We start from the raw sequence: 26,686 nt of genomic DNA, 5'->3' as shown, positions 1-26,686 counted from the left end.
TTTTTGAATTCCGACCTTTTAAATTTTAATAATGGAAAATCCTTTTGATGACACTTACTTTATGAAAAAAGCACTTCAGGAAGCTGAAACTGCTTATGAAAAAGGTGAAATTCCTGTAGGAGCTGTTATTGTTATTGAAAATAGAATTATTGCTAGAGCGCACAACCTAACAGAATTATTGGTTGATGTTACTGCGCATGCCGAAATGCAAGCCATTACTGCTGCGTCTAATTTTTTGGGTGGGAAGTATCTTCAAAATTGTACACTATATGTCACTTTAGAACCTTGCCAAATGTGCGCTGGTGCTTTGTATTGGAGTCAAATTAGCAAGATTGTGTATGGAGCTAAAGATGAAGAGCGAGGTTGCACAACTTTAAATACTAAATTACATCCTAAAACAGAAATTATTGGCGGTATTATGGCTGAAGAAGCATCACAATTATTGAAACGCTTTTTTATCGAAAAACGAAATTTAAATTAACTACGTTTGTCACCTTCTCGTTTACGCATTTTTTCAAGATTTTCTTTGGTAAGCATATAGTCTTCTACTTTTTTATCTTTCCATCTGTAATAAGAAAATAGAGGAAAAACAACAAAGAATAACCCAACAACACCAAAGCCTATAAATTTTTCAGAATAGTCAGTGTCCCAAATAAATCCGTAGAAAATACAAGCAAAAACGATTAGTGTTAAAGTTCCAATTAAATATTTCATCTGTTACTTTGTAAAGCTAATTAAATGCCTTCTGTAGGCGGTTAATAATTTAGATTTTGAAACAAAGCCATAATATTTTCCGTTATTAATTACTGGCAGATTCCAAGCTCCAGAGCTTTGAAATTTATCCATAACCGTTTGCATGGTATCGGTTTCAAATACAATAATATCTGGAGGATTGTGCATATACAATTCAACTTTTGTAGAGTCGTATAAATCTCGATCAAACATAAACTCTCTAATATCATCTAACAAAATAATACCTAAAAACTCATCTTCAGTATTCGTTACTGGGAATAAATTTCGCTGTGATTTTGCAACACCATTATGAAGCATTTCACCTAAAGTCATTTCTGGTTTTAGTTTAATAAAATCTTGCTCTACAACATTATCAAGCTTCATTAATGTTAAAACATTTTGGTCTTTGTCGTGAGTTAACAAATCACCTCTTTCAGCCAATTCACGAGTATATATAGTATGCGGCATATAATGTTTTGTAATCATATAAGATATGGCTACAGTAATCATTAGAGGTAAAAACAGCACGTATCCACCAGTAATTTCAGCAATTAAAAAAATAGCAGTTAATGGTGCATGTATAACTCCTGCTATTAATCCAGCCATACCAACCAATGTAAAATTAGCTTCAGATACCTGAAAGCCAAGACCAATATTATTAATTATTTTTGCAACAACATTTCCTAAAGCACTACCCATAACCATTGTTGGTACAACAATTCCTCCAACACCACCTGCTGCAAAAGTTGTTGTCATGGCAATAACTTTAAAAAAAGTGAACCCAATTAATAGAGCTATAACAACCCAAATATTATCTATGTACGAATCAAAAGGATTTGAGCCAAGTGCATGTAAATAATTACCATTAAATAGGTCTTTGGTGAAACTTAGACCCTCACCATAAAGTGGCGGAATGAAATACAACATAATCCCTATTGCAAAACCTCCAACAACGAGTTTTAAAAATCGAGTTTTAAAATTCTCGAAAAAGGCATAAATGGCGAAATATATTTTTGTAAAATATAAAGAAGCAATTCCTGTTCCGATACCTAAAATGATAAAGAAAACAGTATCATTAATGGTAAATTTCTCAGTTAGATTAAAATTGAAAAGTAAATCATCTCCCAAAAAAAAGTACGATGTTAATACAGATGAAATTGATGCAATTAATAATGGTAATAACGATGCAAAAGTTAAATCTAAACTAAACACTTCCACAGCAAAAACAATAGCCGCAATTGGCGATTTAAACATAGATGCCATAGCTCCAGCAGATGCACATGCTATAAGAAGAGTTCTTGTTTTTCGGTCTATATGTAACAATCTACTTAAATTAGAGCTTATAGCAGAACCAGAAGTTATTGCAGGACCTAATAAACCAACAGAACCACCAAAACCTACTGTTAATGGTGCAGCAATTAATGGATAGTAAATCTGTTTATAATGTAAAAAACCTTTTTGTCTTAATAATGAATATAAAACAGATGGGATTGCTCTTTTTATAAACGAAGGTGTTTCATTTGCAACGACTTTTTTAAATACATACTTGTTAAGTAAATAAACAAAAAGCAACCCTAGAACTGGTAAAATGAAGTATAATTGATTTTGAGAAAAAATTATACCATGTTCTAATAAGCTTTGAATAAAAAAAGTAATGTTTTTTAATGTTACTGCTGCTAAACCAGCAAGCAACCCAACAAGAACACTTAATATATAAACAAAGTTTTTTTGAGAGATATTCTTGTATCTCCAAATATGAAACCGTTTAAGAAGTGACTGTTTTGGCATTATTAAAACTACTAAAAAATCCTGCAATTGCAGGATTAATTTTTTATGATTTAAGGTTTAGTTTTAAACTTAACTCTTCAAGTTGTTTGTCATCAATAGGAGCAGGTGCATCAATCATCACATCACGACCAGAATTATTTTTTGGGAATGCAATAAAATCACGTATTGTTTCTTGTCCGCCAAGAATAGCAACTAATCTATCTAACCCAAATGCTAATCCACCATGAGGAGGCGCTCCATATTGAAAAGCATCCATTAAGAAACCGAATTGTGCTTTAGCTTCTTCAGGTGTAAAGCCTAAATAATCAAACATTAACGATTGTGTTTTTTTATCGTGAATTCTAATTGAACCACCTCCAATTTCATTACCATTCAACACTAAATCGTAAGCATTTGCTTTTACATCTCCTGGATTTGTAGAAAGTAATTCTAACTGACCTGGTTTTGGAGAGGTAAATGGGTGATGCATTGCATGGTAACGTTGGGTGTCCTCATCCCATTCTAATAATGGAAAATCCATTACCCAAAGTGGAGCGAATTCTTTTGGATTACGTAAACCAAGGCGTGTTGCCAATTCCATACGTAAAGCACTCAGTTGCGGACGAACTTTATTTGTGTCTCCAGAAAGTACACATATTAAATCGCCAACTTTTGCTCCAGTGATTTCAGCCCATTTTGCTAAATCAGCTTCGTCATAAAATTTATCAACTGAAGATTTATAAGTTCCATCTTCATTTACTCTACAATAAACCATTCCTAAAGCACCAATTTGTGGGCGTTTTACCCAATCGATAAGTTGGTCTATTTCTTTACGAGTATAATTGTTTCCACCAGGAACAGCAATACCAACAACTAATTCAGCAGAATTAAAAACACCAAAATCTTTATGTTGAGTAACTTCATTTAGCTCTCCAAATTGCATCCCGAAACGAATGTCTGGTTTATCATTTCCATACAAACGCATAGCATCATCGTATAACATTCTTGGAAATTCTTTGACGTCAACTCCATTTACTTCTTTTAGTAAATGACGAGTCAAACCTTCAAAAGCATTTAATATATCTTCTTGTTCAACAAATGCCATTTCGCAATCTATTTGTGTGAACTCTGGCTGTCTGTCGGCACGTAAATCTTCGTCTCTAAAGCATTTTACAATTTGAAAATACTTATCCATGCCGCCAACCATCAACAATTGTTTAAACGTTTGAGGCGACTGTGGTAATGCATAAAATTGACCTTCATTCATACGAGAAGGCACAACAAAATCACGAGCTCCTTCTGGAGTAGATTTTATTAAATAAGGCGTTTCAACTTCAATAAATCCTTCTTTCGACAAATAATTTCTAACCTCTTGAGCCACTTTAGCTCTAAAAATTAAACTGTTTTTTACTGGATTACGACGAATATCTAAATAACGATATTTCATTCGTAATTCTTCTCCACCATCTGTTTCATCTTCAATTGTAAAAGGTGGCAATATTGCAGAATTTAAAATAGTTAATTCAGACACCAAAATTTCAATATCACCTGTTGGGATATTTGGGTTTTTAGAAGCACGTTCAATAACAGTTCCTTTTACTTGGATTACAAATTCACGTCCTAATTTTTGAGCTTGCTCCATTATTGCTTTTGGTGTACGCTCTTCATCAAAAATAAGTTGTGTAATACCATATCGATCACGTAAATCGACCCAAACCATAAATCCTTTATCACGTATTTTTTGTACCCAACCTGCAAGTGTAACTTCGTTATTAATGTGTGATGTTCTTATTTCACCACAATTGTGACTTCTATACATAAATTTAATTTTTTACACTTTTCTAATTAGTAAAGTGTTTAAGGTTGCAAATTTAATGAAGTTATATGATTATCAAATAAAAAAGCCTCAACATTTGTCGAGGCTTTTTCGCTATTAATCAATGTCCAATTGGACGTTAGATCCATTTTCTAAATCTTCATTTACTGATTTCACTTTTCGTCGTAGCCACATTTTGAATTTCATTGTAAGGAAAAACATAACTGGAACAAAAATCAATGTTAGGAAGGTTGCAACTAATAATCCATAAATTACTGTCCAAGCTAATGGACCCCAAAATACTACGTTATCTCCTCCCATATAAATATTAGGATTAAAATCGCTAAATAAAGTAAAGAAGTTAATGTTTAATCCTATTGCTAATGGAATTAATCCTAAAATCGTAGTAATTGCTGTAAGTAATACAGGACGCAAACGTGCTTTTCCTGCTTTTACTATGCTTTCGAACAAATCATCGACTTCTAAATAATCATCCATATCGATATCTAATTCATTCTTTTTTCTATCAACTAAAAGTTGAGCGTAATCAAGTAATACAACACCATTGTTTACCACAATTCCAGCTAATGAAATAATACCAACCATGGTCATCATAATGACAAATGCACTTCCAGTAATTACAATGCCACCAAAAACTCCAATAAAGCTTAAGAATATTGCCATCATAATAATTGCTGGCTTTGAAACAGAGTTAAATTGAAAAATTAAGATGAAAAATATTAAGAGTAATCCTGTAAAAAATGCGCCCATTAAAAAGGCCATTTGTTTATTTTGCTCTTCAATTTGCCCTGTATAATCTATTTTGATGTTTTCTGGCAAACCTTCATAACTTTTCATTTCGTTTTGAACTTGAGTTACAATCGCTAATGCATCTGTATAACCAGGTGCTAAAGCAGAATATACTGTAACCACACGCTTGGTGCTTTTATGTTTTATAGCACTAAAACCAGAATTGTTTTCAAACTTAACTAATGTAGATAATGGAATATCTTTTAGCTTACCAGTATTATCTCTAAACGTGATATTTTGATTGAATAAAGCACTAGTGTTATATCTGTTTTCTTCATTAAAACGAACATAAATATCAAAATCATCACCACCTTCTTTATAAACACCTGCTTTTGCACCAAAGATTGAATTACGCAATTGTTGGCCAACTTGAGCAGCACTAACTCCTAATTCTCCTGCTTTTTTTCTGTCAATAGTAACACGCATTGTTGGCTTATCTTTATTAACATCAATTTTTAGCTCATCAATTCCAGCAATGTTTTTTTCATTGATGAATTCGCGCATATTTTCTGCGGTGTTAATCAATTCATTATAATCATCACCTTCCAATTCAATATTAATAGGAGCTCCAGCTGGAGGACCATCCATGTTTTTTTCAACTGAAATTAATACACCAGGATAAATGCCTACTAGAGCTTCTTGTACTTTTTGACGCAATAACTCACTATCTTCACCTTTTCTGTACTTAAACTCTCTCATGGAAGCTGTAATTTTAGCTTTATGAGGCATTTCGGCAGCAGAGCCACCATCAGTTTGTGGGTTTCCAGCACCTTCTCCTACTTGAGAAACAGCACTTTCTACCAAGAAATTATAATCACCTTCTTTATATTGGCTATTATCAAGAACCTTATAAACCCTAGATTCAATTTCTTTAGTTATGGCATTTGTTTTATCGATTGCAGTACCTTGAGGGTACTCGATGTAAACTATAATTTGGTTTGGTTTGTTATCTGGGAAAAACTCAACTTTTGTACGTTGTGTTGCTAAAGAAGCTCCAAAAGCAACAAAGGCTAAAATCAATAAAGCGAAAGTTCCAACAGTTAATGCGATAGGCATTCTACCTGAAAGCGCACGACGTAATTGACGCTCATACCAATTTTCGAGTTTTACTAAAGTGTTGTTTTGGAAATTATTTGCCATTTTTCTTAAGAACAAACGATATACCCAAAGCATAATAGCTGTAAATAACATTAATGTTCCTAATGCTCTATATTCTCCAGCTACAAAAAACACAATAAGACCTAATATTGCCATTATGCTTGTAGAAGTTATTATCTTTTTTAATGGCATGTCTTTATCTTCAATACTCATAAATTGAGACACCAAAACCGAGTTAAAAAAGATAGCCACAAATAATGAAGATCCTAAAACAACAGAGAGCGTTATTGGTAAAATCATCATGAATTCTCCCATAATTCCAGGCCATAAACCTAATGGGATAAAGGCTGCTACTGTTGTTGCTGTTGAGATAATAATTGGGAAAGCAATTTCGCTAATTCCTTTTTTAGCTGCTTCAAGCCTACTCATGCCTTCTTCATCCATGAGTCGATAGACGTTTTCTACAACCACAATACCATTATCTACAAGCATTCCTAGTCCCATAATTAGTCCGAAAAGAACCATTGTGTTTAAACTATGTCCTAAAAGATTTAAAATCATTAGCGACATAAACATGGACATTGGAATTGCAAACCCTACGAATATGGCATTTTTAAATCCTAAAAAGAACATTAAAATCGTTACAACAAGGATAACACCAAATATGATGTTGTTAACTAAATCATCTACTTGACCTATGGTTACAGATGACTGATCGTTTGCTATTGTGACTTTTAAATCTTTTGGGAAATAATCATCTTTTGCGTTTTTAACAATTACTTTAATTTGGTCTACTGCATCAACCATGTTTTTTCCAACACGCTTTTTAACGTCGAGCATCACTACAGGATCACCATATTCTCTAGCAAAAGTGGTTTTGTCTTCTTCTTTAAAAGCCACTGTTGCCACGTCTTTTAAGTAAATAGCTTCACCGTTTTCAGATTTTACAACAAAATTTTCTAATTGTGAAGGCGATTCTATTTCACCAAGAATTCTAATAGTACGACGTTGTCCACTTGCTATTAAATTACCAGCAGACATTGTCATATTACCATTATTAATAGCTCCAATGATATCGTTAAAAGTAACTTCTGAAGCCATCATTTTATAGATGTCTACAGCAATTTCTACTTCTTTATCTTGAGCACCACGTATATCTGCTTTTTTAATTTCAATTAAGTTTTCAATTCTATCTTGAAGATATTCAGCATACTCTTTTAATTTTTCAATAGGATAATCTCCAGAAATATTAATATTAAGAATAGGCATTTCTTCTGATAGGCTCAACTCAAATATATTTGGTTCTACTTTGGCACCATTAAAAGTTGGCCAATCTTCGCTTGATGTTTCACTATCAATTTCGTCTTTTACTTTTTGTTTAGCCTGGTCAACAGTAATGTTTTCATCAAACTCAACAATCACCATAGAGTAATCTTCTTGTGATGTTGAGGTAATGTCAACCATATTACTCACTGTTTTTAGTTTATCTTCAATAGGATCTGTAATCAGCTTTTCAATATCTTCAGCTGTGTTTCCTGGGTAAACTGTACTTACGTATATTTTAGTTTCATTAACCTCTGGAAAGTTTTCTCTTGGCATATTAAAAAATGCAACTAAACCAAGATAGAAGATTACTAAAATAAGCACATACATTGTGGTTTTATTGTTAATAGCCCACGATGATAAACCAAATTCTTTATCGATTTGTTTTTTGTTTTTAGCCATTTTTTTCAGTTTCATAAGTTAATACTTTCACAGTTTGGCCATCTTTTACGCTTCTTGCTCCTTCTTTAATAATTTCAACACCATTCTCAATACCTTCAAGAACTTCAATAACATCGCCTTGTGTTTTTCCTGTTTTAATAATAACTCTATTTGCTACACCTTCTCCGTTAGCATTTTTGTTTTTTACTACATAAACATATTGTTCACCTTCTGCATTTTCTGAAATAATACTTTGTGGTACTAGTAATGCATTTTCGCTTGTGTAATCATTAATTTTAAGCTTTGCAGTAAGGTTTGGTTTAATAGTTTTTTCTTTATTTGGAATAGCAATTTCTACTTTAAACGTTCTATTTGCTGGGTTTATAAAATCACTAGCCTGACGTACTTTTGTATCTATAGTTTTTCCTAAAACAGCAAATTCTACTTGTACATTTTTACCTGCAACTACATTAGAAATATAACGTTCTGGCACTTCGGTTTCTATATACATATTGTCTAGGTTTACAATGCGTATTAGCTGTGTTTGTCCTGCACCAACAACACTACCTTGTTCTGTAATAATATCATCAATAGTTCCAGAAAAAGGAGCTCTAACAGTAGTTTTAGCTAACTGCTGTTTTAATTGATTTACTGCTTGTTGTTGTGATTCATAAGAAGATTTAGCTTGTAAATATTGAATTTCGCTTCCTATTTTTTGATCCCAAAGACGTTTTTGACGCTCAAAAGTTGTTTTAGCCAAATCAGCCTGAATTTGTAATTGTGCTAATTGTTGTCCTAACCCTCCATCGTCAATTCTAGCTAATACTTGACCTTTAGTTACTTTTTGACCTTCTTTAACATACACATTGGTTAGAATACCATTGTATTCTGGAGTAATAACCATTAAGTTTTTGGTAGTCACATTACCTTGTAATTCAAGCATGTGATTAAACACTTCTTGTTTTGCAGTGAAAGTTGTTATTAGAGGAATATTTTTGGTAGTATCTAATTCAGAAATTTTTTCATCTAACAATTTTATTTTTGCGTGAATAGCTTCTTGTTGGCCAACTAATTCAGCACGTTTTGTTCTAATAGTTTCTAGATTATTACTTTCTAATACTTTTTCTACAGAATTCTTTTTTTCTTCACCACAGGAAGTTAAAATGAATGCAATTGCAATGATTGATAATATATGTTTCATTTGATAGTGTTTTTATTGTTTGTTGATTGAGTTTAATATGGTTTCTAATTCAGCTTTTTTGGTAATTACATCTAACATTGCTTGTAAAAATTCTTGTTGAGCTGTGTATAATTGAGTTTGTGCTTGACGCAAATCGAAACTAGAAGCAATACCTTCGAAAAATTTGGTTTGATTTTTAGCTTCAATACGTTCAGCAAGTTTTAGGTTTTGTTTTTTGTTATCATAATCTTCTATAGCAAATTGATAATTGCTTTTAGCAGAAGATATTTGTAATTGAAGTTTTTGTTGTGTTTCTAATAAATCATCTTCAGCTTTTTCAAGGTTTATTTTTGCACGTTGAGTTGATGCACTTCTACCTAAAGAACTAAATATTGGAATATTCATACTTACACCTAATAAAGATGACCCAAACCATTGTTGTTCTTTTTTTAAGAAATCGAAATTATCTGCATTTCCTGAATAACCTGCATTTACAAAAGCACTTAAACTAGGTAAAGCTTTACTTTTTTCTAATTTTAGTAACAACTCTTTAGAAACCTTGTCGTTCTCTGCTATTTGATAATCGATAGTGTTTTCAACATTGGCATCTGCCTCTAAAAGAGTTAATGAGATGTTTTCTTGAGTTAAAGTTTCTAGATTATCTGTTAAAACAGAATTGTTATTAAGATCTATTCCTAAAGTGATATTAAACATTTGATAAGCCAATGTTTTTAAACGTTCGGTATTTTTAAGTGAGCTTTCAACACTAGAAAGCGTGATTTGTAATTGCTCAACACTTTCTTCTTCTTCCAATCCATTTTCATAAATTTTAGTTAGATCGTTTAAGTTTTTTTGAAGCACTTCTTTGTTTCGTTGTAATATCTGAACACTTTCTTCAGCTAAAAGCACATTTCCGTAAGCATTAATAACTGCTTTGCGAACTTCTAAATCTGTTTTTACTTTGGCGTTTTCAGAAATTTCTAAATACACTTTTGCAGACTGTAAACCAACAAGATAAGAACCATCAAAAATTAATTGACTTACTGTAACTGACGCATTCATTGTTTGCTTGGTTCCAAAACGTACAGGAATAAAACCGTCAGGTGAGTTAACATCAAAATTTGTTTGGTTAGCATCAAAATAATCATTTACAACATCTATAACACTTTGTGTGTTATCAAAAGCTGCAGCTGGTAAAAGTGATACTTGTTGTTTTAACCAGTTTTGATATTCTATTTTCCCATTTATTTGTGGTAAACCTGTTGCTGTCGTTTCCCATTTACGTTGTTTTGCAGCTTCTATATCGCGTTCAGCGTTTTTTGATGTTCTGTTATTTTGTAATGCAAAATCAATGGCTTCTTGTAAGCTGAAACTTTGTGTGTTCTCTTGAGATAATCCTAAAAAAGGGAGCAACACCACTAAGGTTATTATAATTTTTTTATACATGTTTTATGATTGATTGTTTATGAATTTGTTTAATGTTTTTAGCCCTTTGTCTGTAACAATAGCTCTTAAATGGTATTCTAAATAACTTTCCATTAAATAGTCCATTGTGAAGTTTTGTGAAGGGAAAATAGTCTCGTCCTTTATTCCAGACATTCCATTGAAGTACATTCTTGAAATGAAATCGACATCTATATTAGGTCTAAAAAGACCAGTGTCTACTCCGTTTTGAATACTCTCTTTAACAGAGACGTGCATTTTTTCGAATTGCTTTAACTGTAGTCGCTGAAATATTTGAGGATAATATTTTTTAAGTTGATGTTGTGGCGATGTTTTTTCATTCTTTAAATAATTCATCACATACATTTTTATGTCGTACAATTCCTCAATAGGATTGTGTGATGCATCACAAATGCAATCTATACCATCGCAAATATTCTCAAAAAGCGAAAAGGTAACTGCTTCAACTAACTTGGTTTTGTTTTCAAAATGCACATAAATGGTTTTTTTAGATATGCCCATTTCATTGGCAATATCGTCCATTGTTACGCTTTTAAAACCTAGTGTTAAAAACAGTTCGGCTGATTTTTGTATAATTTTTTCTCTCATAATTGGGTGCAAATGTACACAAGGAAACTTTAAAAACAAAAATAGTTTCCAAAGTTTTAATAATTTCTTAACATATGTTTTTAAAGAGCTTGTAATAGTTGATTCATTTACTTTATTTTTGTGACATGCAACATATTCAATTCTATCAGGAAGCATTTCTAAAATATCTTAATGATTTTAAGGTTGAAAGGCAACCTGCTTCATTGTATCAACCAATACAATATATACTAGATTTAGGAGGTAAACGGTTACGTCCAGTTTTAACGTTAATGACTGCCGAAATTTTTAATTGCGATTATAAAAAATCTTTAGACGCAGCATTAAGTATTGAAGTATTTCATAATTTCTCATTAATACATGACGATATTATGGATGATGCGCCATTACGAAGAGGAAAAGAAACCGTTCATGAAAAATGGGATATAAATACAGGTATTCTATCAGGAGATGCAATGCTAATTATGGCATATCAGTTGTTTGAAAATTATGATGCTAAAACCTTTCAAGCATTAGCCAAGTTGTTTAGCAAAACAGCTTTAGAGGTTTGTGAAGGGCAACAATACGATATGGATTTTGAAACTCGAGATGATGTAACTATTGAAGAGTATTTAAAAATGATAGAGTATAAAACAGCTGTTTTAGTTGGAGCCGCCATGAAAATGGGAGCAATTGTTGCCGAAGCATCAGAGAAAGATCAGCAAAGTATTTATCAATTTGGAAAAAACCTAGGTATAGCATTTCAGTTACAAGACGATTATTTAGACGCTTTTGGTGACCCAAAAACATTTGGAAAACAAGTTGGAGGCGATATTATTGAGAACAAAAAAACGTATTTATATCTTAAAGCATTAGAATTTTCTAATGATGAAGATGCTTTACAATTACAACATCTTTTTGGAATAAGTCCTTCTGAAAATAATGATAAAATAGAATCTGTTAAACAACTGTTTATAACAAGTGGCTCAGCCGATGCAACCCAACAAGAAATTAAAAACTACACAAATAAAGCTTTTTCAGTGTTAGAAGATATTGCAATTTCTGAAGAAAAAAAGCAAGTTTTAAAACAGTTTGGAGAGCAGTTAATGAGCAGAAAAGTATAAAATGAAAAAAGTAACAACTTTTGAAGAATTAGTAGAGGAAGCTAATCAACTTAATTTATACAAAAAACTTATTGCTCAGTTAAATAAAGACTTGTTGTTTGCAAACATAAATTTAGAGTTTGATGAAGAGGTGCTACCTTCAAGTTTAAAGTTAATACTTCATGAAACGGTTTATAAATTAATACAAGAAAAGTTTAATGATTATCTTAACTTACTCTATATCGTTGATGTATCTGAAGAAAAAATAAAGCAGCTCGATGGAAGTGATGCCATACAATTATCAGAACAAGTAACATTTTTAATTTTAAAGCGAGAGTGGCAAAAGGTTTGGTTTAAAAATAAAATCTAACAAAAGGAGCCCAAGCGTCTGCATAAACACTTTTATCTTTATCATAAAGCACGTCATAGCGTATACCAACAGTTACATTTCTTGTTCTATAACCTGCACCAATAAACAACGCAGGATACCAATAGTTTTGGTCTTCAATTCCTAAATTATCTTCCCACTTTCTATTAACATTAAGTTCTTCAAATTCTGCCGAAAGCTGTAGTTCTTCAATTGGGCTAAATAACCCTATAATGCTTCCACCAAAAATTGTTGATTTGTATGCGTTTTTTTGACTGTTATAAGTGCCATTAAGTCCTACTCCTAAAGCAAACTTATTATTAAACTCATAAATAGCACTTGGCGCTATTGTACCACTAAAAAACCCATCGCCAAAACTTAAACCTAAACCTCCACCAAAGCGAACATGCTTCCAAAAATCTTTTTTAGAATCTGGATTGTTGTTTTGTGAAAGTATCACTGTTGAACAAAAGCAAAAAATTAGACTTAAAAGAAATTGTTTTTTCAAGATTTGTGGGCTAAAACTCATAATTAGATAATTTATTACAATTGAATATTATAAATATAATAAAACCATATCTAATTTTAGTAAAAGTTGTATTTTTGAAAAAAATTTGACAACACCAGAACGTTTTACAAAGCATAATGGATAAATTTTCCTTCTTAAACGCAGCACATACAGCATATTTTGCTGATTTATACGACCAATATTTACTAAATCCAGATTCAGTTGAACCAAGTTGGAGGGCCTTTTTTCAAGGTTACGATTTTGGTAGTGAAAGCTATGGGTTAAATGGAGAAATTGTTGAAGGTGTATCTACACAAATTCCTGAACAAATTCAGAAAGAATTTAATGTTGTTCGTTTAATAGATGGTTACAGAAACAGAGGGCATTTGTTTACAAAAACTAATCCAGTTCGAGCAAGAAGAACCTATGAGCCAACTTTAGATATAGCCAACTTTGGGTTGTCAAACCAAGATTTAGATACAGTGTTCTCTGCAGGAGAGATTTTAGGCATTGGCCCACAATCACTCAGAAGCATAATTGTGCATTTAGATAAAATTTATTGCAACTCAATTGGTGTTGAGTATATGTATATTAGAAAACCTGAAGAAATTCAGTGGATTCAAGATAAGTTAAATGTAAATGATAATCAGCCAAATTTCACGGTTGACCAAAAGAAACATTTACTTAAAAAACTAAATGAAGCCGTTTCGTTTGAAAGTTTTTTACATACAAAGTATGTTGGTCAAAAACGATTTTCATTAGAAGGAGGAGAGTCATTAATTCCAGCTTTAGATGCAATTATTGAAAAAGCTTCTGAGTATGGAGTTAAAGAGTTTGTTATGGGAATGGCTCATCGTGGACGTTTAAGCACTCTAACAAATATTTTCGGAAAATCTGCTAAAGACATTTTTAGTGAGTTTGACGGAAAAGATTATGAGCAGGAAGTTTTTGATGGTGATGTAAAATACCATTTAGGTTGGACAAGTGATAGAGTTACAGATACAGGAGCAAAAATTAACTTAAATATTGCGCCAAACCCTTCACATTTAGAAACTGTTGGAGCTGTAGTTGAAGGTATTGTAAGAGCAAAACAAGACGATAAATATCCGGACAATCCGTCACAAGTATTACCAATCGTAGTACATGGTGATGCAGCTATTGCTGGTCAAGGACTTGTTTATGAGATTATACAAATGGCATCATTAGATGGTTATAAAACTAATGGTACAATTCATATTGTAGTTAATAATCAAATAGGGTTTACTACTAATTATTTAGATGCACGTTCAAGCACCTATTGTACAGATGTAGGTAAAGTAACTTTGTCGCCAGTGTTACACGTTAATGCTGACGATGTTGAGGCTGTAGTACATTCAGTATTGTTTGCATTGCATTTTAGAATGAAGTTTAAACGTGATGTATTTATAGATTTATTAGGTTATAGAAAATATGGTCATAATGAAGGAGATGAGCCACGTTTTACTCAACCAAAATTATACAAAGCTATAGCTAAGCATGAAAACCCTAGAGATATCTATGCAGAAAAATTAATTGCACAAGGTATTATCAACAAGGAGTATGTTACAAAATTAGAAGAAGACTATAAAGCATCTTTAGAAGTTAATCTTGAAGATTCACGTAAAATTGAAAAAACTGTCATTACTCCATTTATGGAAAATGAATGGAAAAATTATGTGACAGTAACTGAAGATGAAATGATGAAGCCAATCAACACAAAGGTTTCTAAAAAAGAGTTATCAAAAATAACGCAAGTTATATCAACACTTCCAAAAGATAAAAAATTCATTCGCAAGATTGAACGATTAGTAGAGTCAAGACAAACAATGTTTGATGAAGACAAACTAGATTGGGCAATGGCAGAGCATTTGGCTTATGGTACTTTGTTAGAAGAAGGTTATGATGTTCGTATATCTGGTCAAGATGTAGAACGTGGAACTTTTTCTCATCGTCATGCAGTTGTAAAAGTAGAAGATAGTGAAGAAGAAATTTTATTGCTCAATCAAATAAGTGATAAGCAAGGAAAGTTCTTTATTTATAACTCACTATTATCAGAATATGGTGTAGTAGGTTTCGATTATGGTTATGCTATGGCAAGCCCAAAAACATTAACCATTTGGGAAGCGCAATTTGGAGACTTTAGTAATGGAGCTCAAATAATGTTAGACCAATATATTTCAGCAGCTGAAGATAAATGGAAACTTCAAAATGGATTGGTAATGTTATTACCTCATGGTTATGAAGGTCAAGGAGCAGAGCATTCTTCGGCACGTATGGAGCGTTATTTACAGTTGTGTGCAAAAGATAATATGTATGTAGTAGATTGTACAACACCTGCAAACATGTACCATTTGTTACGTAAACAAATGAAGGCTAATTTTAGAAAACCTTTAATTGTATTTACACCTAAAAGTTTATTACGTCATCCAAGATGTGTTTCAACAGTTGATGAGTTTGCAAATGGAAGTTTTAAAATGTTAATTGATGATGAGCAAGCTAAAGCTGATAAAATTAAAACATTAGTATTTGTAACAGGAAAATTCTATTACGATTTACTAGAAGCACAAGAAAATCTTGGCAGAAATGATGTTGCTTTAGTTAGGATAGAACAATTATTTCCTTTGCCAACGGATGATATTAGAGATATATTGAAGAAATATAAAAATGCCGATGATGTAGTTTGGGCACAAGAAGAGCCAAGAAACATGGGAGCTTATAGCCATATGTTGATGCATTTAGATGAGGCAAAAACATTCAGAGCAGCTTCAATGAGAGCTTATGGAGCACCAGCAGCAGGAAGTTCAACACGATCTAAGCGTCGTCACCAAGAAGTAATTGATTACGTTTTTGATAAAACCAAAAACAACCAACGATAATTTAAAGAAAACAAAAACACTAAAATATAATATACAATGATTTTAGAAATGAAAGTTCCTTCACCAGGAGAGTCTATCACAGAAGTAGAAATAGCAACTTGGTTAGTTGCAGATGGAGATTATGTTGAAAAAGATCAAGCAATAGCTGAGGTAGATAGTGATAAAGCAACTCTAGAGTTGCCAGCTGAAGCAAGTGGGATTATTACTTTAAAAGCTGAAGAAGGTGATGCTGTAGCAGTTGGCGAAGTAGTTTGTTTAATTGATACAAGCGCTGCAAAACCAGAAGGTGATGCGCCAGCAAAAGAAGAGAAAAAGATTGAGGCTCCTAAAAAAGAAGAGTCTAAGGCTCCTGCTTCTGAAACAAAAACATATGCTACAGGGACAGCAAGTCCTGCAGCTAAAAAAATACTAGCCGAAAAAGGAATGGATGCATCATCAGTTTCTGGTTCTGGTAAAGATGGTCGTATTACTAAAGATGATGCTGTAAATGCTACACCATCAATGGGAACACCAACAGGTGGTGCAAGAGGAACATCTAGAAGTAAAATGTCGATGTTGCGTCGTAAAGTTGCTGAACGTTTAGTTGAAGCTAAAAATACTACAGCAATGTTAACTACATTTAATGAGGTTGATATGTCTCCAATATTTGCTTTACGAAATGAATATAAAGACACATTTAAAAATAAACATGGAGTAAGTTTAGGGTTTATGAGCTTCTTTACACTAGCAGTTGTGAGAGCATTAAAAATGTATCCTGCAGTAAACTCAATGATAGATGGACAAGAAATGGTAAGTTACGATTTTTGTGATATTAGTATTGCAGTTTCTGGACCAAAAGGATTAATGGTTCCTGTTATGAGAAATGCAGAAAACCTATCATTTAGAGGTGTTGAAAACGAAGTAAAACGTCTAGCTATTAGAGCTCGTGATGGACAAATAACTGTTGACGAAATGACAGGAGGAACTTTTACAATATCTAATGGTGGTGTTTTTGGAAGCATGCTATCTACACCAATTATAAACCCTCCTCAAAGTGGAATTTTAGGAATGCATAATATTGTTGAAAGACCTGTAGCTGTTGACGGTAAAGTTGAAATACGACCAATAATGTTTGTTGCGCTATCTTACGACCATAGAATAATTGACGGAAAAGAGAGTGTAGGGTTTTTAGTAGCAGTTAAAGAAGCTTTAGAAAATCCGACAGAACTATTAATGAATAACGATGTGAAAAAAGCATTAGAGTTATAATAATATTTAAGCTAAAATTTAAAAGGGCAACTTATTTAATAAGTTGCCCTTTTTTCTTGAAAATATATAACTAACTAATAACTAAAAAAAATTAACAAGAATATTTACTGTAATGATTAAGATGACACTAACAATTAATCCAATGATTAAAAATTTATTGTCATGATTATATTTACGCTTCATAGTTTTCATTTTACCTAAAGTTGAAATCGTTATTATTAATTTTTTAACTAAAAGCCCTGAATCAATGACAATTTAGAGCCTTAATAGAATCCCATATAATAACTAAGTTAATAGCATTGTAAATGTCTTAATTATAATAACACCAAACAATACGTAGAACTACGTATTTTTTGTTTTTAAAAACATAAAATACTGATAATCAATAAAATGAATTTTTATTTTTTCTAATAAAAAATAAAAAAGCCCTAAATCAATGACAATTTAGAGCCTTTTAAAAATAATTCTCCCTAAGAATTAATAGCGATGTAAATATCGTTATAAAGAAAACACCAAACAATACGTAGTTCTACGTATTTTTTAATGAAAATTGAATGATTTTCGACTTTTTTGAGAATAAATCAAAAAAGGCACAACTTTTATTGGTTGTGCCTTTTTATATAATTAACTAATAACTAAAGTAAGATTACTAATAGATTTAAAGAAATAACAAGTATAGAGCTAATTATTAACCCTATTATAAAGAAAGTATTAATGAGGCCGAATTTGTGTTTCATTTTGGTGTTTAACAATTAGGTTAAAAACTCTGAATCACTAAATATCCAGAGTTTTTTTAACCTAAAAGAAATTGATTAATAGCACTGTAAATATCGTGATAAAGAAAACACCAAACAATACGTAGAACTACGTATTTTTATCTAAATATTCTTCGTTTTCTTTTGCATACAATGCTAAACTCCCACTTTTCGATTCTAGTTTGAGTTTACTAATGATGTGGCTTTTGTGTTTTTCAACAGTTCTGCTAGAAATAAATAAGATATCACCAATTTCTTTAGCAGTTTTATTTTGAGCAATAAGTTTAAGTACTTCTGTTTCGGCAGGTGTAAGGAGTTCTAGTTCTTCTGGGATTTCTTCAATCTGTAAATATTTAATTAACTCAGCACTAAAATATGGTTTGTTGTTTAATACAGATGCAATACAATTTTCAATTTCTACGAGAGCAAATTCTTTTAAAACATAGCCAAAAACACCTAACGATTTAGCCTGCTTATAAATAGTTTCATCTTTTTCGAAAGTAATTAGTATAATTTTTGTTTGTAGGTTTAGCTCTTTACATTTTTGAGCTATTTGTAAACCAGTCAAAAAAGGCATTTGAATATCTAAAATAGCAATATCAGGCTTTAACTCTTCAATATGTTGTAAAGCTTCTTTACCATTTACAGCGCTTGCAACCACATTATATTGTTTTTCTAACAAAAAGTCATTTAACCCTTTAAGTATAAGTGGATGGTCATCAGCTATAATAATTGATGCGTTCATGTGCTATTAATAATGAGGGATTTCGAGTTTAAAGATAATTACATTTTGCCAACAAATAAAGAATTAAGCTACAATTTTAAGTACAAGTATTTTTTTTCATAATCAATTATAGCTTTAGATTGCTTTAGAATATCAGCACCAATAATACCATCAACAGGCTTTGCGTTGTGGCTTATTAAAGCTGTATTTACATGTGTAAGATTGAATAAAATTAGAGCAACTTTTTTATGTTTCCATTTTCCAATTTTTAAACTATTCTTTTTAGAAACTTGAGTTAACATATCTGTTGCGCCTGCTCCAGCAGCTTTTACATCACTATCTTTGGCTTTTAATTTAAAAGTTTCTATTGCTTCAAAGCCTACGCAAGAGCTCGAAGCTCCAGTGTCTAAAATAAAAAGTCCTTTTACACCGTTTATAGTAGCTTTAATTTCAAAATGATTAGTTTTTGTAAGTTTTAATTTAACTTTTGTATACCCTTTTTTTAATAAAAACTCTTGAAGCAATTCCATATTGTATTTTATAAACATTACAATTTAAAATAATTTTTTAAGAGGAAGTATAATTATATAAAACAATTATTTTTGCTTTATGATAATTACAGATACTCATACACACTTGTACAGTGAAGCGTTTGATGAAGATAGACACGAAATGATAAAGCGTGCTATTAATAATAAGGTTACACGTTTTTTTATTCCTGCAATAGACTCAACTTATACCGACGCAATGCTTCAACTCGAAGTTGATTTTCCTGAACATATATTTTTAATGATGGGTTTACACCCAACACATGTTAAGGATAACTATAAGGAAGAATTAAATCATGTTGAAACTATGCTGGCAAAGCGTAAATTTTATGCAGTTGGTGAAATAGGTATCGATTTGTATTGGGATAAAAGCACTTTAGCAAATCAGATAGCTGCTTTTAAACATCAAATTAAACTAGCAAAACAATATAAATTGCCAATTGTAATTCACTGTAGAGATGCCTTTGATGAGATTTTTGAGGTTTTAGAAAGCGAAAAGAGTGAAGATTTGTTTGGAATTTTTCACTGTTTTACTGGTAATTTAGAGCAAGCTAAAAAAGCAATTTCTTATAATATGAAATTAGGTATTGGAGGTGTTGTTACTTTTAAAAACGGAGGAATAGATCAGTTTATTAATCAAATAGATTTAAAGCATATAGTACTAGAAACCGATTCACCTTATTTAGCGCCAAAACCTTATAGAGGAAAACGCAACGAAAGTGCTTATATAATAAAGGTATTAGAAAAACTATCTGAGCTTTATGAGTTATCAGAAGAAAAAATTGCCGAAATTACAACTCAAAATTCTAAAGACATATTTAATATATAAAAATGCCAAACACGCAACCTAACATACTATTAATATATACTGGAGGAACTATTGGTATGATAAAAGATGCCAATACAGGTGTGTTGAAAGCTTTTGATTTTAATAATCTTCTAAAAAAAATTCCAGAATTAAAACTGTTAGATTGTGAGATAAAAACCGTTTCATTTACTGAGCCGATAGATTCTTCAAATATGAATCCAGAATATTGGGTTCAGATAGCAGAAATTATTGAAAGTAATTATAATGATTTTGATGGATTTGTAGTATTACACGGAAGTGATACAATGAGTTATTCTGCTTCTGCTTTAAGTTTTATGTTAGAAAATTTAGCAAAACCAGTAATATTTACAGGGTCACAATTGCCAATAGGTGATTTGCGCACAGATGCCAAAGAGAATTTAATTACATCAATACAAATGGCATCTTTACAACATAATGGCAAGCCAGTAATAAAAGAAGTAGGTCTATATTTTGAATATAAATTATATAGAGGCAACCGAACAACAAAAATTAATGCAGAACATTTTGAAGCTTTTGAGTCTTTAAACTATCCGCATTTGTCTGAATCTGGAGTGCATTTAAAAGTTTATAAAGATTATCTATTTCAACCTAACACAAGAAAAAAATTAGTCCTTCATAAAAAATTCGACACTAATATTGCATTAATAAAGTTATTTCCAGGAATATCTCAATCTGTTTTAAACTGTATGTTTAGCTCTCCAGATATCAAAGGTATTATTATTGAAACTTATGGAGCAGGTAACACTACAACAGAAGATTGGTTTATAAAACTTTTAGATAAAACAATAAAAAGAGGAATACCTATAATAAATGTCACCCAATGCTCAGGCGGAAGTGTTAATATGGGACAGTATGAAACCAGTTCTCAACTCAAAACTATTGGTGTAATCTCTGGAAAAGACATCACAACTGAGGCAGCAATTACAAAATTGATGTATTTATTAGGAGAAAAAATTTCAGCTAAAACGTTCAAAACCATATTTGAGACGTCTTTGCGTGGAGAAATGTCCTAAAATTAACGAACAAAATTTTTTGCCTTGAAACTTTTTTTCGTTATTTGGCATGTCAATTTCGTAATAAAAGTTTAGAGAGGTGGCCGAGTGGTCGAAGGCGCACGCCTGGAAAGTGTGTATGCGTCAAAAGCGCATCGAGGGTTCGAATCCCTTTCTCTCTGCTGTAATTTTTATTTTTTAATTGCAAATTTTTTATATCTTTAACACTTTAACTAATAAAATTAAGATTAAGAACAATGAAAAGATTATTTTCTATTCTAGCCATTGCAGGTATGATGGCTTTCGGGACTGTTAATGCAAATACAAATGCTATTACAACGTCAAGCGCAACAACAGTTGCAACAACAATTCAAGAACCAGATTCAGCAGCTGAACCTGAATTAGGGTTTACTCAAGAATTAAAAAAACGTTTTATTGAAGGAGGCCCTGGGTTTATGGGTATTGTATTGTTATGTTTAATTCTTGGATTAGCAATTGCTATTGAGAGAATTATCTTTTTAAACTTATCAACTACAAACACTAAAAAGTTAACTCAAAACGTTGAAGATGCTTTACAATCAGGTGGAGTTGAAGCAGCTAAAGAAGTTTGCAGAAACACAAAAGGACCTGTTGCTTCTATTTTCTATCAAGGATTAGATAGAACTGACGAAGGTATGGATGCCGTTGAAAAAGCTGTAGTAGCTTATGGAGGTGTTCAAATGGGACAATTAGAGAAAAACGTTTCTTGGATTTCATTATTTATTGCACTAGCACCAATGCTTGGTTTCATGGGAACTGTAATTGGTATGATTCAAGCATTTGATAAAATTGAAGCTGCTGGAGATATGCAACCATCACTTGTTGCTGGAGGTATTAAAGTAGCACTTTTAACAACTGTATTTGGTCTTGTTGTGGCAATTATCCTTCAAGTATTTTATAACTACATTATTGCAAAAATCGATAGCATTGTAAATGATATGGAAGATGCTTCAATAACTCTTATGGATTTATTGATTAGAAACAAAAAATAATAATTCAATAATTATAAAAAATGAATTTACATAAAATTTTAAAAATATTAGTTGCTGTACTAAGTTTAGGCGCAATCATATCTTTAATTATGATTATTTCTAAAGGTGATGAGGCTATAAAAGCTTCAGCATTAACTGGTGACACAGCAATTATTGACCCAATGGCTTGGTTAACGTATATAATTTTTGGATTATCTATTGCATTTGTTTTGTTTTTTGTAGTAAAAAACTTATTTACAAATACTGGTTCTTTAAAAAGTACGTTAATAGGTGTAGGAGCATTTCTAGCAGTACTTATAATAGCATATCTTACATCTAGTGGAGATGATGCAAGTAATTATATGTATAATGGTGTTGCAGCAACCGAAGGAGAATCTCATATGGTTGGTGCAGGATTAAATGCATTTTACATACTTATTGTTGGTGCAGCAGCAGCAATGATATTTTCAGGAATTAAAAAAATAGCGAAATAATATGGCAAAGAGAGCAGCACCAGAAGTAAATGCAGGCTCTATGGCTGATATTGCGTTTTTACTTTTAATATTCTTTTTAGTAACTACAACTATTGAAACCGATTCAGGTATTAGTCGTAAGTTGCCACCAATAGATGATACTCAACAAGAGGATGTAATTATCAAAGAAAAGAACTTATTTACAGTTCTAATTAATGGTAAAGACCAATTGTTAGTTGAAGACGAATTGATGGAGCTTAAAGACCTTAGAAAAGCCGCAACCGCGTTTTTAGATAATGGTGGAGGTACTGATAATGAAGGTAACAAATGCGATTATTGTCATGGAAAGAAAGATCCTTCTTCTTCCGACCATCCAGATAAAGCTATTATCTCTTTAAAAAATGATAGAGAAACAACATATTCAGTATACATATCAGTTCAAAATGAACTAGTTGCTGCATATAATGATTTAAGAGATAGAAGAGCACAAGATTTGTATGGAATTACATTTAAAGAAATGCAAAAAAATCTTTCAGATGTAAATTACAAAGGAAATAAAGATAAACTTAAAGAGAAAATTGAGAAAATTCAGGTTGAATACCCTCAAAAATTATCTGAAGTACAAAACTAATTTAGAAAAATAGAATAATATGTCTAAATTTAAAAAGAAAAAATCAGGAGATTTACCAGCCATATCTACAGCATCTTTACCAGATATTGTATTTATGTTACTGTTCTTTTTCATGGTTGCTACAGTAATGCGTGAAAACACATTATTGATAAAGAATAACTTGCCAAGTGCTGATCAAATTGAAAAACTTGATAAGAAAGATTTGGTAATGTATATTTATGCAGGTCAGCCACAAGAAAGATTTCAAAGTCAATTTGGTAAAGAATCACGAATTCAACTAAATGATAAATTTGCTGATGTAAAAGATATTGCAGCCTTTATAGCTGCTGAGCGTGCATCAAAACGCGAAGAGCTTAGAGATTACCTTACTACATCTTTAAAAGTAGATAAAGATGCTAACATGGGATTAGTAGGCGATATTAAGCAAGAACTAAGAAAAGTTAACGCCTTAAAAATAAATTATACCACTAAAAAAGGTGATATAACTTTAAATAAAAAAGGCAACTAATTTTATTTGTTAAAAATAAATTTTAAACATCCTGAATATTTTATTTAGGATGTTTTTTTATATACTAATTTTAAATCTTTAATAAATTATATTTGTACTATGAGCAAAAATTTTCTTTTTTATATTTTATGTTGTTTTGTTGGTTCTTCTTTTGCTCAAGAAGAAACAGCTAACGACACTACAAATGTAGATCTAAACTATAGAGAAGATCAGTTTTATATATCTGTTACTTACAACTTACTTAATAATAAGCCTACAGATGTATCACAAAGTGGGTTTTCTAGTGGTTTTCATTTTGGGTTTATTAGAGATATGCCTTTAAATGAAAAAAGAGATTTCGCAATAGGTTTAGGTCTTGGTTTATCTTCAAATTCCTACAATCAGAATATGCTTATTCAAAAGGATAATACAAATCAGTTTACTTATACAGTAATTGATAAGAGTGTTGATGCTTTTAAAAAAAATAAGTTTACAACATATTTAGTTGAAATGCCTTTAGAGTTCAGATGGCGTAAGTCAACACCAACAGATTACACTTTTTGGAGAGTTTATACGGGTTTTAAAGTAGGATATGTTATTCATAGCTCATCAAAATATAAAGGCGATTTAGGATCTGTTAAAACAAGTGGAATAGATGATATTGAAAAACTACAATATGGTTTGACTTTAAGTGCTGGATATTCAACATGGAATTTTCATGTGTATTATGGACTAAACCCAATATTTAAAAATTCTGCTATAATAGATGGGAAAACAATAGACATAAGCAATATTAAAATAGGCTTGATGTTCTATATTTTATAGCCAATAATTTAAAACAAGTAATTGAGGTATTACACCAACAAAAAAACCAATAATTAATTCTGAATTTGTATGTGCTTTTAAATGTAGCCTTGAGGTAGCAATAGCACCTAGCATTATACATAATAAGGCTATAGTGCCATTAATATTTATTTGAAAATGAATACTAATAGCAATAGCAAACATAAAAAAGCCTGAAGCCGCTACCATATGTAAGCTTGCTTTAAATTTTAATATAGCTAATATTAAACAAGCAAAAGTTGAACAAAGAGCACCAATAAAAAAATAATATAACTCTTCAATTTCATTATGAGTTATTACTCTACTTACTAATATAAAAGTGATTAATCCATTCAATATTAAAGGAATAATGCGTTCTCTAGTAGTTTCTAGATGTACACTTTCAACTTTTTTTAATGTCTTTAACAGATAAAATAAAAGTATTGGAAGTACTACAGTTAAAATTGTTATCGAGAATATTTTAGCTTTAATTATTGGATCTGGAATGTAACGTGGAGTTTTAGAAAAATATAAAGTTACACCCAGCAGAGGCATAAATAGAGGATGAAAAATGTATGAAATTGCTTTTATAACACGATCTATCATATCTTTTTGCGTAAACGTGCTACAGGAATATCTAATTGTTCTCTATATTTTGCAACAGTTCTACGAGCTATAGGATATCCTTTTTCTAATAAAATTGAAGCTAATTTTTCGTCTGTTAATGGTTTTCGTTTATTTTCTTCTTCAATAACAGTTTCAAGAATCTTTTTAATTTCTCTTGTTGAAACTTCCTCTCCTTGGTCATTAGTCATTGATTCAGAAAAGAATTCTTTCACTAGTTTAGTTCCATAAGGAGTATCAACATATTTGCTATTAGCAACACGCGATACTGTAGAGACATCCATCTCTATTTCATCGGCAATATCTTTAAGAATCATAGGTTTTAACTTTCGTTCATCACCTGTTAAAAAATATTCTTGTTGATAATGCATAATTGCACTCATAGTCACAAATAATGTTTGTTGGCGTTGTTTTATAGCCTCAATAAACCATTTTGCAGCATCTAATTTTTGTTTAATAAATATTACTGCATCTTTTTGCGATTTAGATTTGTCTTTAGATTCTTTATAACCCTTCATCATATCAGAATATTCTCTAGATACATGAAGCTCTGGAGCATTTCTGCCATTTAATGTTAACTCTAATTCGCCATCAATAATTTTAATAGCAAAATCTGGTACTATATGCTCAACTATTTTATTGTTTCCAGCGTAAGAACCACCTGGTTTAGGGTTTAAATGTTCAATTTCATCAATAGCATCTTTAAGCTGAATTTCGCTTATGTCGAATTTTTGAAGTAGTTTTTTATAGTGTTTTTTAGTAAATTGATCAAAAGCCTTATCAATTATTGCAATCGCTAATTCAACATCTGGATTTTTCTCTTTTCGATGTAGCTGAATGCTTAAACACTCTTGAAGATTGCGAGCTCCAACTCCAGCAGGATCTAACTGATGTACTATGTGAAGCACTTTTTCTATGCTTTTTTCGTCGGTATATACATTTTGTGTAAATGCTAAATCATCTGCAATATCTGTTAACGAACGACGTATGTAACCACTTTCATCAACACTTCCTACTAAAAACTCGGCTATATCTCTTTCGTTATCAGATAATCTAAAAGTGTTTAATTGATTGGTTAAATATTGTGTAAATGAAGTTCCAGCAGCAAAAGGAATGTCTTTGTCATCATCATCTGCACTATAATTATTGGTTTGAGTTCTGTAATCAGGAATATCGTCATCACTCAAATACTCATCAACATTAATGTCTTCGCCTATTGTTTCGCTATCATCGTAATTATCATCTGTATTATCAAATTCATCATAATTATCGTCAATATTCTCTTCTTTTCCGCCTTCTAAGGCAGGATTTTCTTCCATTTCTTGCTTTAAACGTTGTTCAAATGCTTGCGTAGGCAACTGTATCAGTTTCATTAACTGAATTTGTTGTGGTGACAACTTTTGCGATAATTTGAACTGTAAATATTGTTTAAGCATATAATAAATTTGATTACTCTAAAATTAAAAAAAACAATCTATATAAGTTATAAATATAGATTGTTTTGTAATAAGAATA

At 31.3% G+C, this 26,686-nt stretch carries 24 protein-coding genes and 1 tRNA gene; 13 read left to right on the top strand and 12 right to left on the bottom strand.

From position 1 onward, the window contains the following. Positions 1-31: 31 nt before the first annotated feature. Positions 32-481, top strand: a complete 450-nt coding sequence (locus IEW41_RS11710) for a nucleoside deaminase (RefSeq protein WP_188606553.1) — start codon at positions 32-34, stop codon at positions 479-481. Here IEW41_RS11710 and IEW41_RS11705 read toward each other — a convergent pair. From IEW41_RS11705 to IEW41_RS11675, 7 genes are all read right to left on the bottom strand, one after another. After that, positions 478-714: a hypothetical protein gene (locus IEW41_RS11705; RefSeq protein ID WP_188606552.1), complete on the bottom strand. Its 237-nt coding sequence runs from the start codon at positions 712-714 to the stop codon at positions 478-480. The two genes, IEW41_RS11710 and IEW41_RS11705, sit on opposite strands and share 4 nt — an antisense overlap. Positions 715-717: 3 nt before the next feature. Then, positions 718-2,520, bottom strand: coding sequence for a chloride channel protein (locus tag IEW41_RS11700; protein WP_188606551.1), 1,803 nt, complete (start codon positions 2,518-2,520; stop codon positions 718-720). 43 nt (positions 2,521-2,563) lie between these two features. Further along, positions 2,564-4,318 (bottom strand): aspartate--tRNA ligase, encoded by a 1,755-nt coding sequence (gene aspS, locus IEW41_RS11695; RefSeq protein WP_188606550.1) that lies wholly within the window; start codon positions 4,316-4,318, stop codon positions 2,564-2,566. A 114-nt stretch (positions 4,319-4,432) separates the two neighbouring features. Then, entirely contained in the window at positions 4,433-7,948 is a 3,516-nt protein-coding gene (locus IEW41_RS11690; RefSeq protein ID WP_188606604.1) for an efflux RND transporter permease subunit, read from the bottom strand. Next, the gene (locus IEW41_RS11685) at positions 7,941-9,128 is read right to left on the bottom strand and encodes an efflux RND transporter periplasmic adaptor subunit (RefSeq protein ID WP_188606549.1); all 1,188 of its coding nucleotides are present in this window, start codon (positions 9,126-9,128) and stop codon (positions 7,941-7,943) included. The genes IEW41_RS11690 and IEW41_RS11685 overlap by 8 nt, the downstream gene beginning before the upstream one ends. Before the next feature lie 12 nt (positions 9,129-9,140). Further along, a complete protein-coding gene (locus IEW41_RS11680; protein WP_188606548.1) occupies positions 9,141-10,553 on the bottom strand; it encodes a TolC family protein in 1,413 nt (470 codons plus the stop codon). Positions 10,554-10,556: 3 nt separating this feature from the next. Then, positions 10,557-11,159, bottom strand: coding sequence for a TetR/AcrR family transcriptional regulator (locus IEW41_RS11675; RefSeq protein ID WP_188606547.1), 603 nt, complete (start codon positions 11,157-11,159; stop codon positions 10,557-10,559). A gap of 125 nt (positions 11,160-11,284) precedes the next feature. Here IEW41_RS11675 and IEW41_RS11670 point away from each other — a divergent pair, with 125 nt between their 5' ends. Both IEW41_RS11670 and IEW41_RS11665 read left to right on the top strand, forming a co-directional pair. Further along, the gene (locus tag IEW41_RS11670; RefSeq protein WP_188606546.1) at positions 11,285-12,259 is read left to right on the top strand and encodes a polyprenyl synthetase family protein; all 975 of its coding nucleotides are present in this window, start codon (positions 11,285-11,287) and stop codon (positions 12,257-12,259) included. Between the two features lies 1 nt (position 12,260). Then, the gene (locus tag IEW41_RS11665; protein ID WP_188606545.1) at positions 12,261-12,608 is read left to right on the top strand and encodes a hypothetical protein; all 348 of its coding nucleotides are present in this window, start codon (positions 12,261-12,263) and stop codon (positions 12,606-12,608) included. Here IEW41_RS11665 and IEW41_RS11660 read toward each other — a convergent pair. After that, positions 12,592-13,065 (bottom strand): alpha-ketoglutarate decarboxylase, encoded by a 474-nt coding sequence (locus IEW41_RS11660; RefSeq protein ID WP_229660217.1) that lies wholly within the window; start codon positions 13,063-13,065, stop codon positions 12,592-12,594. The genes IEW41_RS11665 and IEW41_RS11660 overlap by 17 nt on opposite strands. A gap of 185 nt (positions 13,066-13,250) precedes the next feature. Between IEW41_RS11660 and IEW41_RS11655 the strand changes: the two genes are divergently transcribed. Then, positions 13,251-16,007 carry a 2-oxoglutarate dehydrogenase E1 component gene (locus tag IEW41_RS11655; RefSeq protein WP_188606543.1) on the top strand — a complete coding sequence of 919 codons (2,757 nt, stop codon included), beginning with the start codon at positions 13,251-13,253 and terminating at the stop codon, positions 16,005-16,007. A gap of 36 nt (positions 16,008-16,043) precedes the next feature. Beyond that, positions 16,044-17,255: a 2-oxoglutarate dehydrogenase complex dihydrolipoyllysine-residue succinyltransferase gene (gene odhB, locus IEW41_RS11650; protein ID WP_188606542.1), complete on the top strand. Its 1,212-nt coding sequence runs from the start codon at positions 16,044-16,046 to the stop codon at positions 17,253-17,255. 864 nt (positions 17,256-18,119) lie between these two features. On the opposite strand, the gene IEW41_RS11645 is transcribed toward odhB, so the two are convergent. Together IEW41_RS11645 and IEW41_RS11640 are read right to left on the bottom strand one after the other, a co-directional pair. Then, complete coding sequence (locus IEW41_RS11645) at positions 18,120-18,755, bottom strand: response regulator transcription factor (protein ID WP_188606541.1); 636 nt, start codon at positions 18,753-18,755, stop codon at positions 18,120-18,122. A 68-nt stretch (positions 18,756-18,823) separates the two neighbouring features. Next, positions 18,824-19,264, bottom strand: coding sequence for a retropepsin-like aspartic protease (locus IEW41_RS11640; RefSeq protein WP_188606540.1), 441 nt, complete (start codon positions 19,262-19,264; stop codon positions 18,824-18,826). A 79-nt stretch (positions 19,265-19,343) separates the two neighbouring features. Here IEW41_RS11640 and IEW41_RS11635 point away from each other — a divergent pair, with 79 nt between their 5' ends. From IEW41_RS11635 to IEW41_RS11600, 8 genes are all read left to right on the top strand, one after another. Next, on the top strand, positions 19,344-20,111 hold the full coding sequence (locus tag IEW41_RS11635) for a TatD family hydrolase (protein ID WP_188606539.1): 768 nt from the start codon (positions 19,344-19,346) through the stop codon (positions 20,109-20,111). A 2-nt stretch (positions 20,112-20,113) separates the two neighbouring features. Next, the gene (locus tag IEW41_RS11630) at positions 20,114-21,145 is read left to right on the top strand and encodes an asparaginase (protein ID WP_188606538.1); all 1,032 of its coding nucleotides are present in this window, start codon (positions 20,114-20,116) and stop codon (positions 21,143-21,145) included. Between the two features lie 73 nt (positions 21,146-21,218). Further along, positions 21,219-21,306 (top strand) — tRNA-Ser (locus IEW41_RS11625). Positions 21,307-21,381: 75 nt separating this feature from the next. Next, on the top strand, positions 21,382-22,155 hold the full coding sequence (locus tag IEW41_RS11620) for a MotA/TolQ/ExbB proton channel family protein (protein ID WP_188606537.1): 774 nt from the start codon (positions 21,382-21,384) through the stop codon (positions 22,153-22,155). Between the two features lie 20 nt (positions 22,156-22,175). Then, positions 22,176-22,628 carry a hypothetical protein gene (locus tag IEW41_RS11615; protein WP_188606536.1) on the top strand — a complete coding sequence of 151 codons (453 nt, stop codon included), beginning with the start codon at positions 22,176-22,178 and terminating at the stop codon, positions 22,626-22,628. Between the two features lies 1 nt (position 22,629). Further along, a complete protein-coding gene (locus tag IEW41_RS11610) occupies positions 22,630-23,238 on the top strand; it encodes an ExbD/TolR family protein (RefSeq protein WP_188606535.1) in 609 nt (202 codons plus the stop codon). Between the two features lie 19 nt (positions 23,239-23,257). Continuing rightward, positions 23,258-23,746 (top strand): ExbD/TolR family protein, encoded by a 489-nt coding sequence (locus IEW41_RS11605; RefSeq protein WP_188606534.1) that lies wholly within the window; start codon positions 23,258-23,260, stop codon positions 23,744-23,746. Positions 23,747-23,845: 99 nt separating this feature from the next. After that, complete coding sequence (locus IEW41_RS11600) at positions 23,846-24,550, top strand: porin family protein (RefSeq protein ID WP_188606533.1); 705 nt, start codon at positions 23,846-23,848, stop codon at positions 24,548-24,550. On the opposite strand, the gene IEW41_RS11595 is transcribed toward IEW41_RS11600, so the two are convergent. Continuing rightward, complete coding sequence (locus IEW41_RS11595; protein ID WP_188606532.1) at positions 24,545-25,153, bottom strand: hypothetical protein; 609 nt, start codon at positions 25,151-25,153, stop codon at positions 24,545-24,547. The two genes, IEW41_RS11600 and IEW41_RS11595, sit on opposite strands and share 6 nt — an antisense overlap. After that, positions 25,150-26,607 (bottom strand): RNA polymerase factor sigma-54, encoded by a 1,458-nt coding sequence (gene rpoN, locus IEW41_RS11590; protein WP_188606531.1) that lies wholly within the window; start codon positions 26,605-26,607, stop codon positions 25,150-25,152. Before rpoN ends, IEW41_RS11595 begins: the two co-directional genes overlap by 4 nt. Between the last annotated feature and the right edge of the window lie 79 nt (positions 26,608-26,686).

The organism is Aquaticitalea lipolytica, from assembly GCF_014641635.1.
GTDB lineage: Bacteria > Bacteroidota > Bacteroidia > Flavobacteriales > Flavobacteriaceae > Aquaticitalea > Aquaticitalea lipolytica.
Note: the sequence above shows the minus strand (reverse complement) of the source record. Positions and strands in the feature narration are given on the sequence as shown.

Coding starts and splice junctions, on each gene's coding strand:
- IEW41_RS11710 (WP_188606553.1), top strand. CDS start 32: ATGGAAAATCCTTTTGATGACACTTACTTTATGAAAAAAGCACTTCAG.
- IEW41_RS11705 (WP_188606552.1), bottom strand. CDS start 714: ATGAAATATTTAATTGGAACTTTAACACTAATCGTTTTTGCTTGTATT.
- IEW41_RS11700 (WP_188606551.1), bottom strand. CDS start 2,520: ATGCCAAAACAGTCACTTCTTAAACGGTTTCATATTTGGAGATACAAG.
- aspS (WP_188606550.1), bottom strand. CDS start 4,318: ATGTATAGAAGTCACAATTGTGGTGAAATAAGAACATCACACATTAAT.
- IEW41_RS11690 (WP_188606604.1), bottom strand. CDS start 7,948: ATGGCTAAAAACAAAAAACAAATCGATAAAGAATTTGGTTTATCATCG.
- IEW41_RS11685 (WP_188606549.1), bottom strand. CDS start 9,128: ATGAAACATATATTATCAATCATTGCAATTGCATTCATTTTAACTTCC.
- IEW41_RS11680 (WP_188606548.1), bottom strand. CDS start 10,553: ATGTATAAAAAAATTATAATAACCTTAGTGGTGTTGCTCCCTTTTTTA.
- IEW41_RS11675 (WP_188606547.1), bottom strand. CDS start 11,159: ATGAGAGAAAAAATTATACAAAAATCAGCCGAACTGTTTTTAACACTA.
- IEW41_RS11670 (WP_188606546.1), top strand. CDS start 11,285: ATGCAACATATTCAATTCTATCAGGAAGCATTTCTAAAATATCTTAAT.
- IEW41_RS11665 (WP_188606545.1), top strand. CDS start 12,261: ATGAAAAAAGTAACAACTTTTGAAGAATTAGTAGAGGAAGCTAATCAA.
- IEW41_RS11655 (WP_188606543.1), top strand. CDS start 13,251: ATGGATAAATTTTCCTTCTTAAACGCAGCACATACAGCATATTTTGCT.
- odhB (WP_188606542.1), top strand. CDS start 16,044: ATGATTTTAGAAATGAAAGTTCCTTCACCAGGAGAGTCTATCACAGAA.
- IEW41_RS11645 (WP_188606541.1), bottom strand. CDS start 18,755: ATGAACGCATCAATTATTATAGCTGATGACCATCCACTTATACTTAAA.
- IEW41_RS11640 (WP_188606540.1), bottom strand. CDS start 19,264: ATGGAATTGCTTCAAGAGTTTTTATTAAAAAAAGGGTATACAAAAGTT.
- IEW41_RS11635 (WP_188606539.1), top strand. CDS start 19,344: ATGATAATTACAGATACTCATACACACTTGTACAGTGAAGCGTTTGAT.
- IEW41_RS11630 (WP_188606538.1), top strand. CDS start 20,114: ATGCCAAACACGCAACCTAACATACTATTAATATATACTGGAGGAACT.
- IEW41_RS11620 (WP_188606537.1), top strand. CDS start 21,382: ATGAAAAGATTATTTTCTATTCTAGCCATTGCAGGTATGATGGCTTTC.
- IEW41_RS11615 (WP_188606536.1), top strand. CDS start 22,176: ATGAATTTACATAAAATTTTAAAAATATTAGTTGCTGTACTAAGTTTA.
- IEW41_RS11610 (WP_188606535.1), top strand. CDS start 22,630: ATGGCAAAGAGAGCAGCACCAGAAGTAAATGCAGGCTCTATGGCTGAT.
- IEW41_RS11605 (WP_188606534.1), top strand. CDS start 23,258: ATGTCTAAATTTAAAAAGAAAAAATCAGGAGATTTACCAGCCATATCT.
- IEW41_RS11600 (WP_188606533.1), top strand. CDS start 23,846: ATGAGCAAAAATTTTCTTTTTTATATTTTATGTTGTTTTGTTGGTTCT.
- IEW41_RS11595 (WP_188606532.1), bottom strand. CDS start 25,153: ATGATAGATCGTGTTATAAAAGCAATTTCATACATTTTTCATCCTCTA.
- rpoN (WP_188606531.1), bottom strand. CDS start 26,607: ATGCTTAAACAATATTTACAGTTCAAATTATCGCAAAAGTTGTCACCA.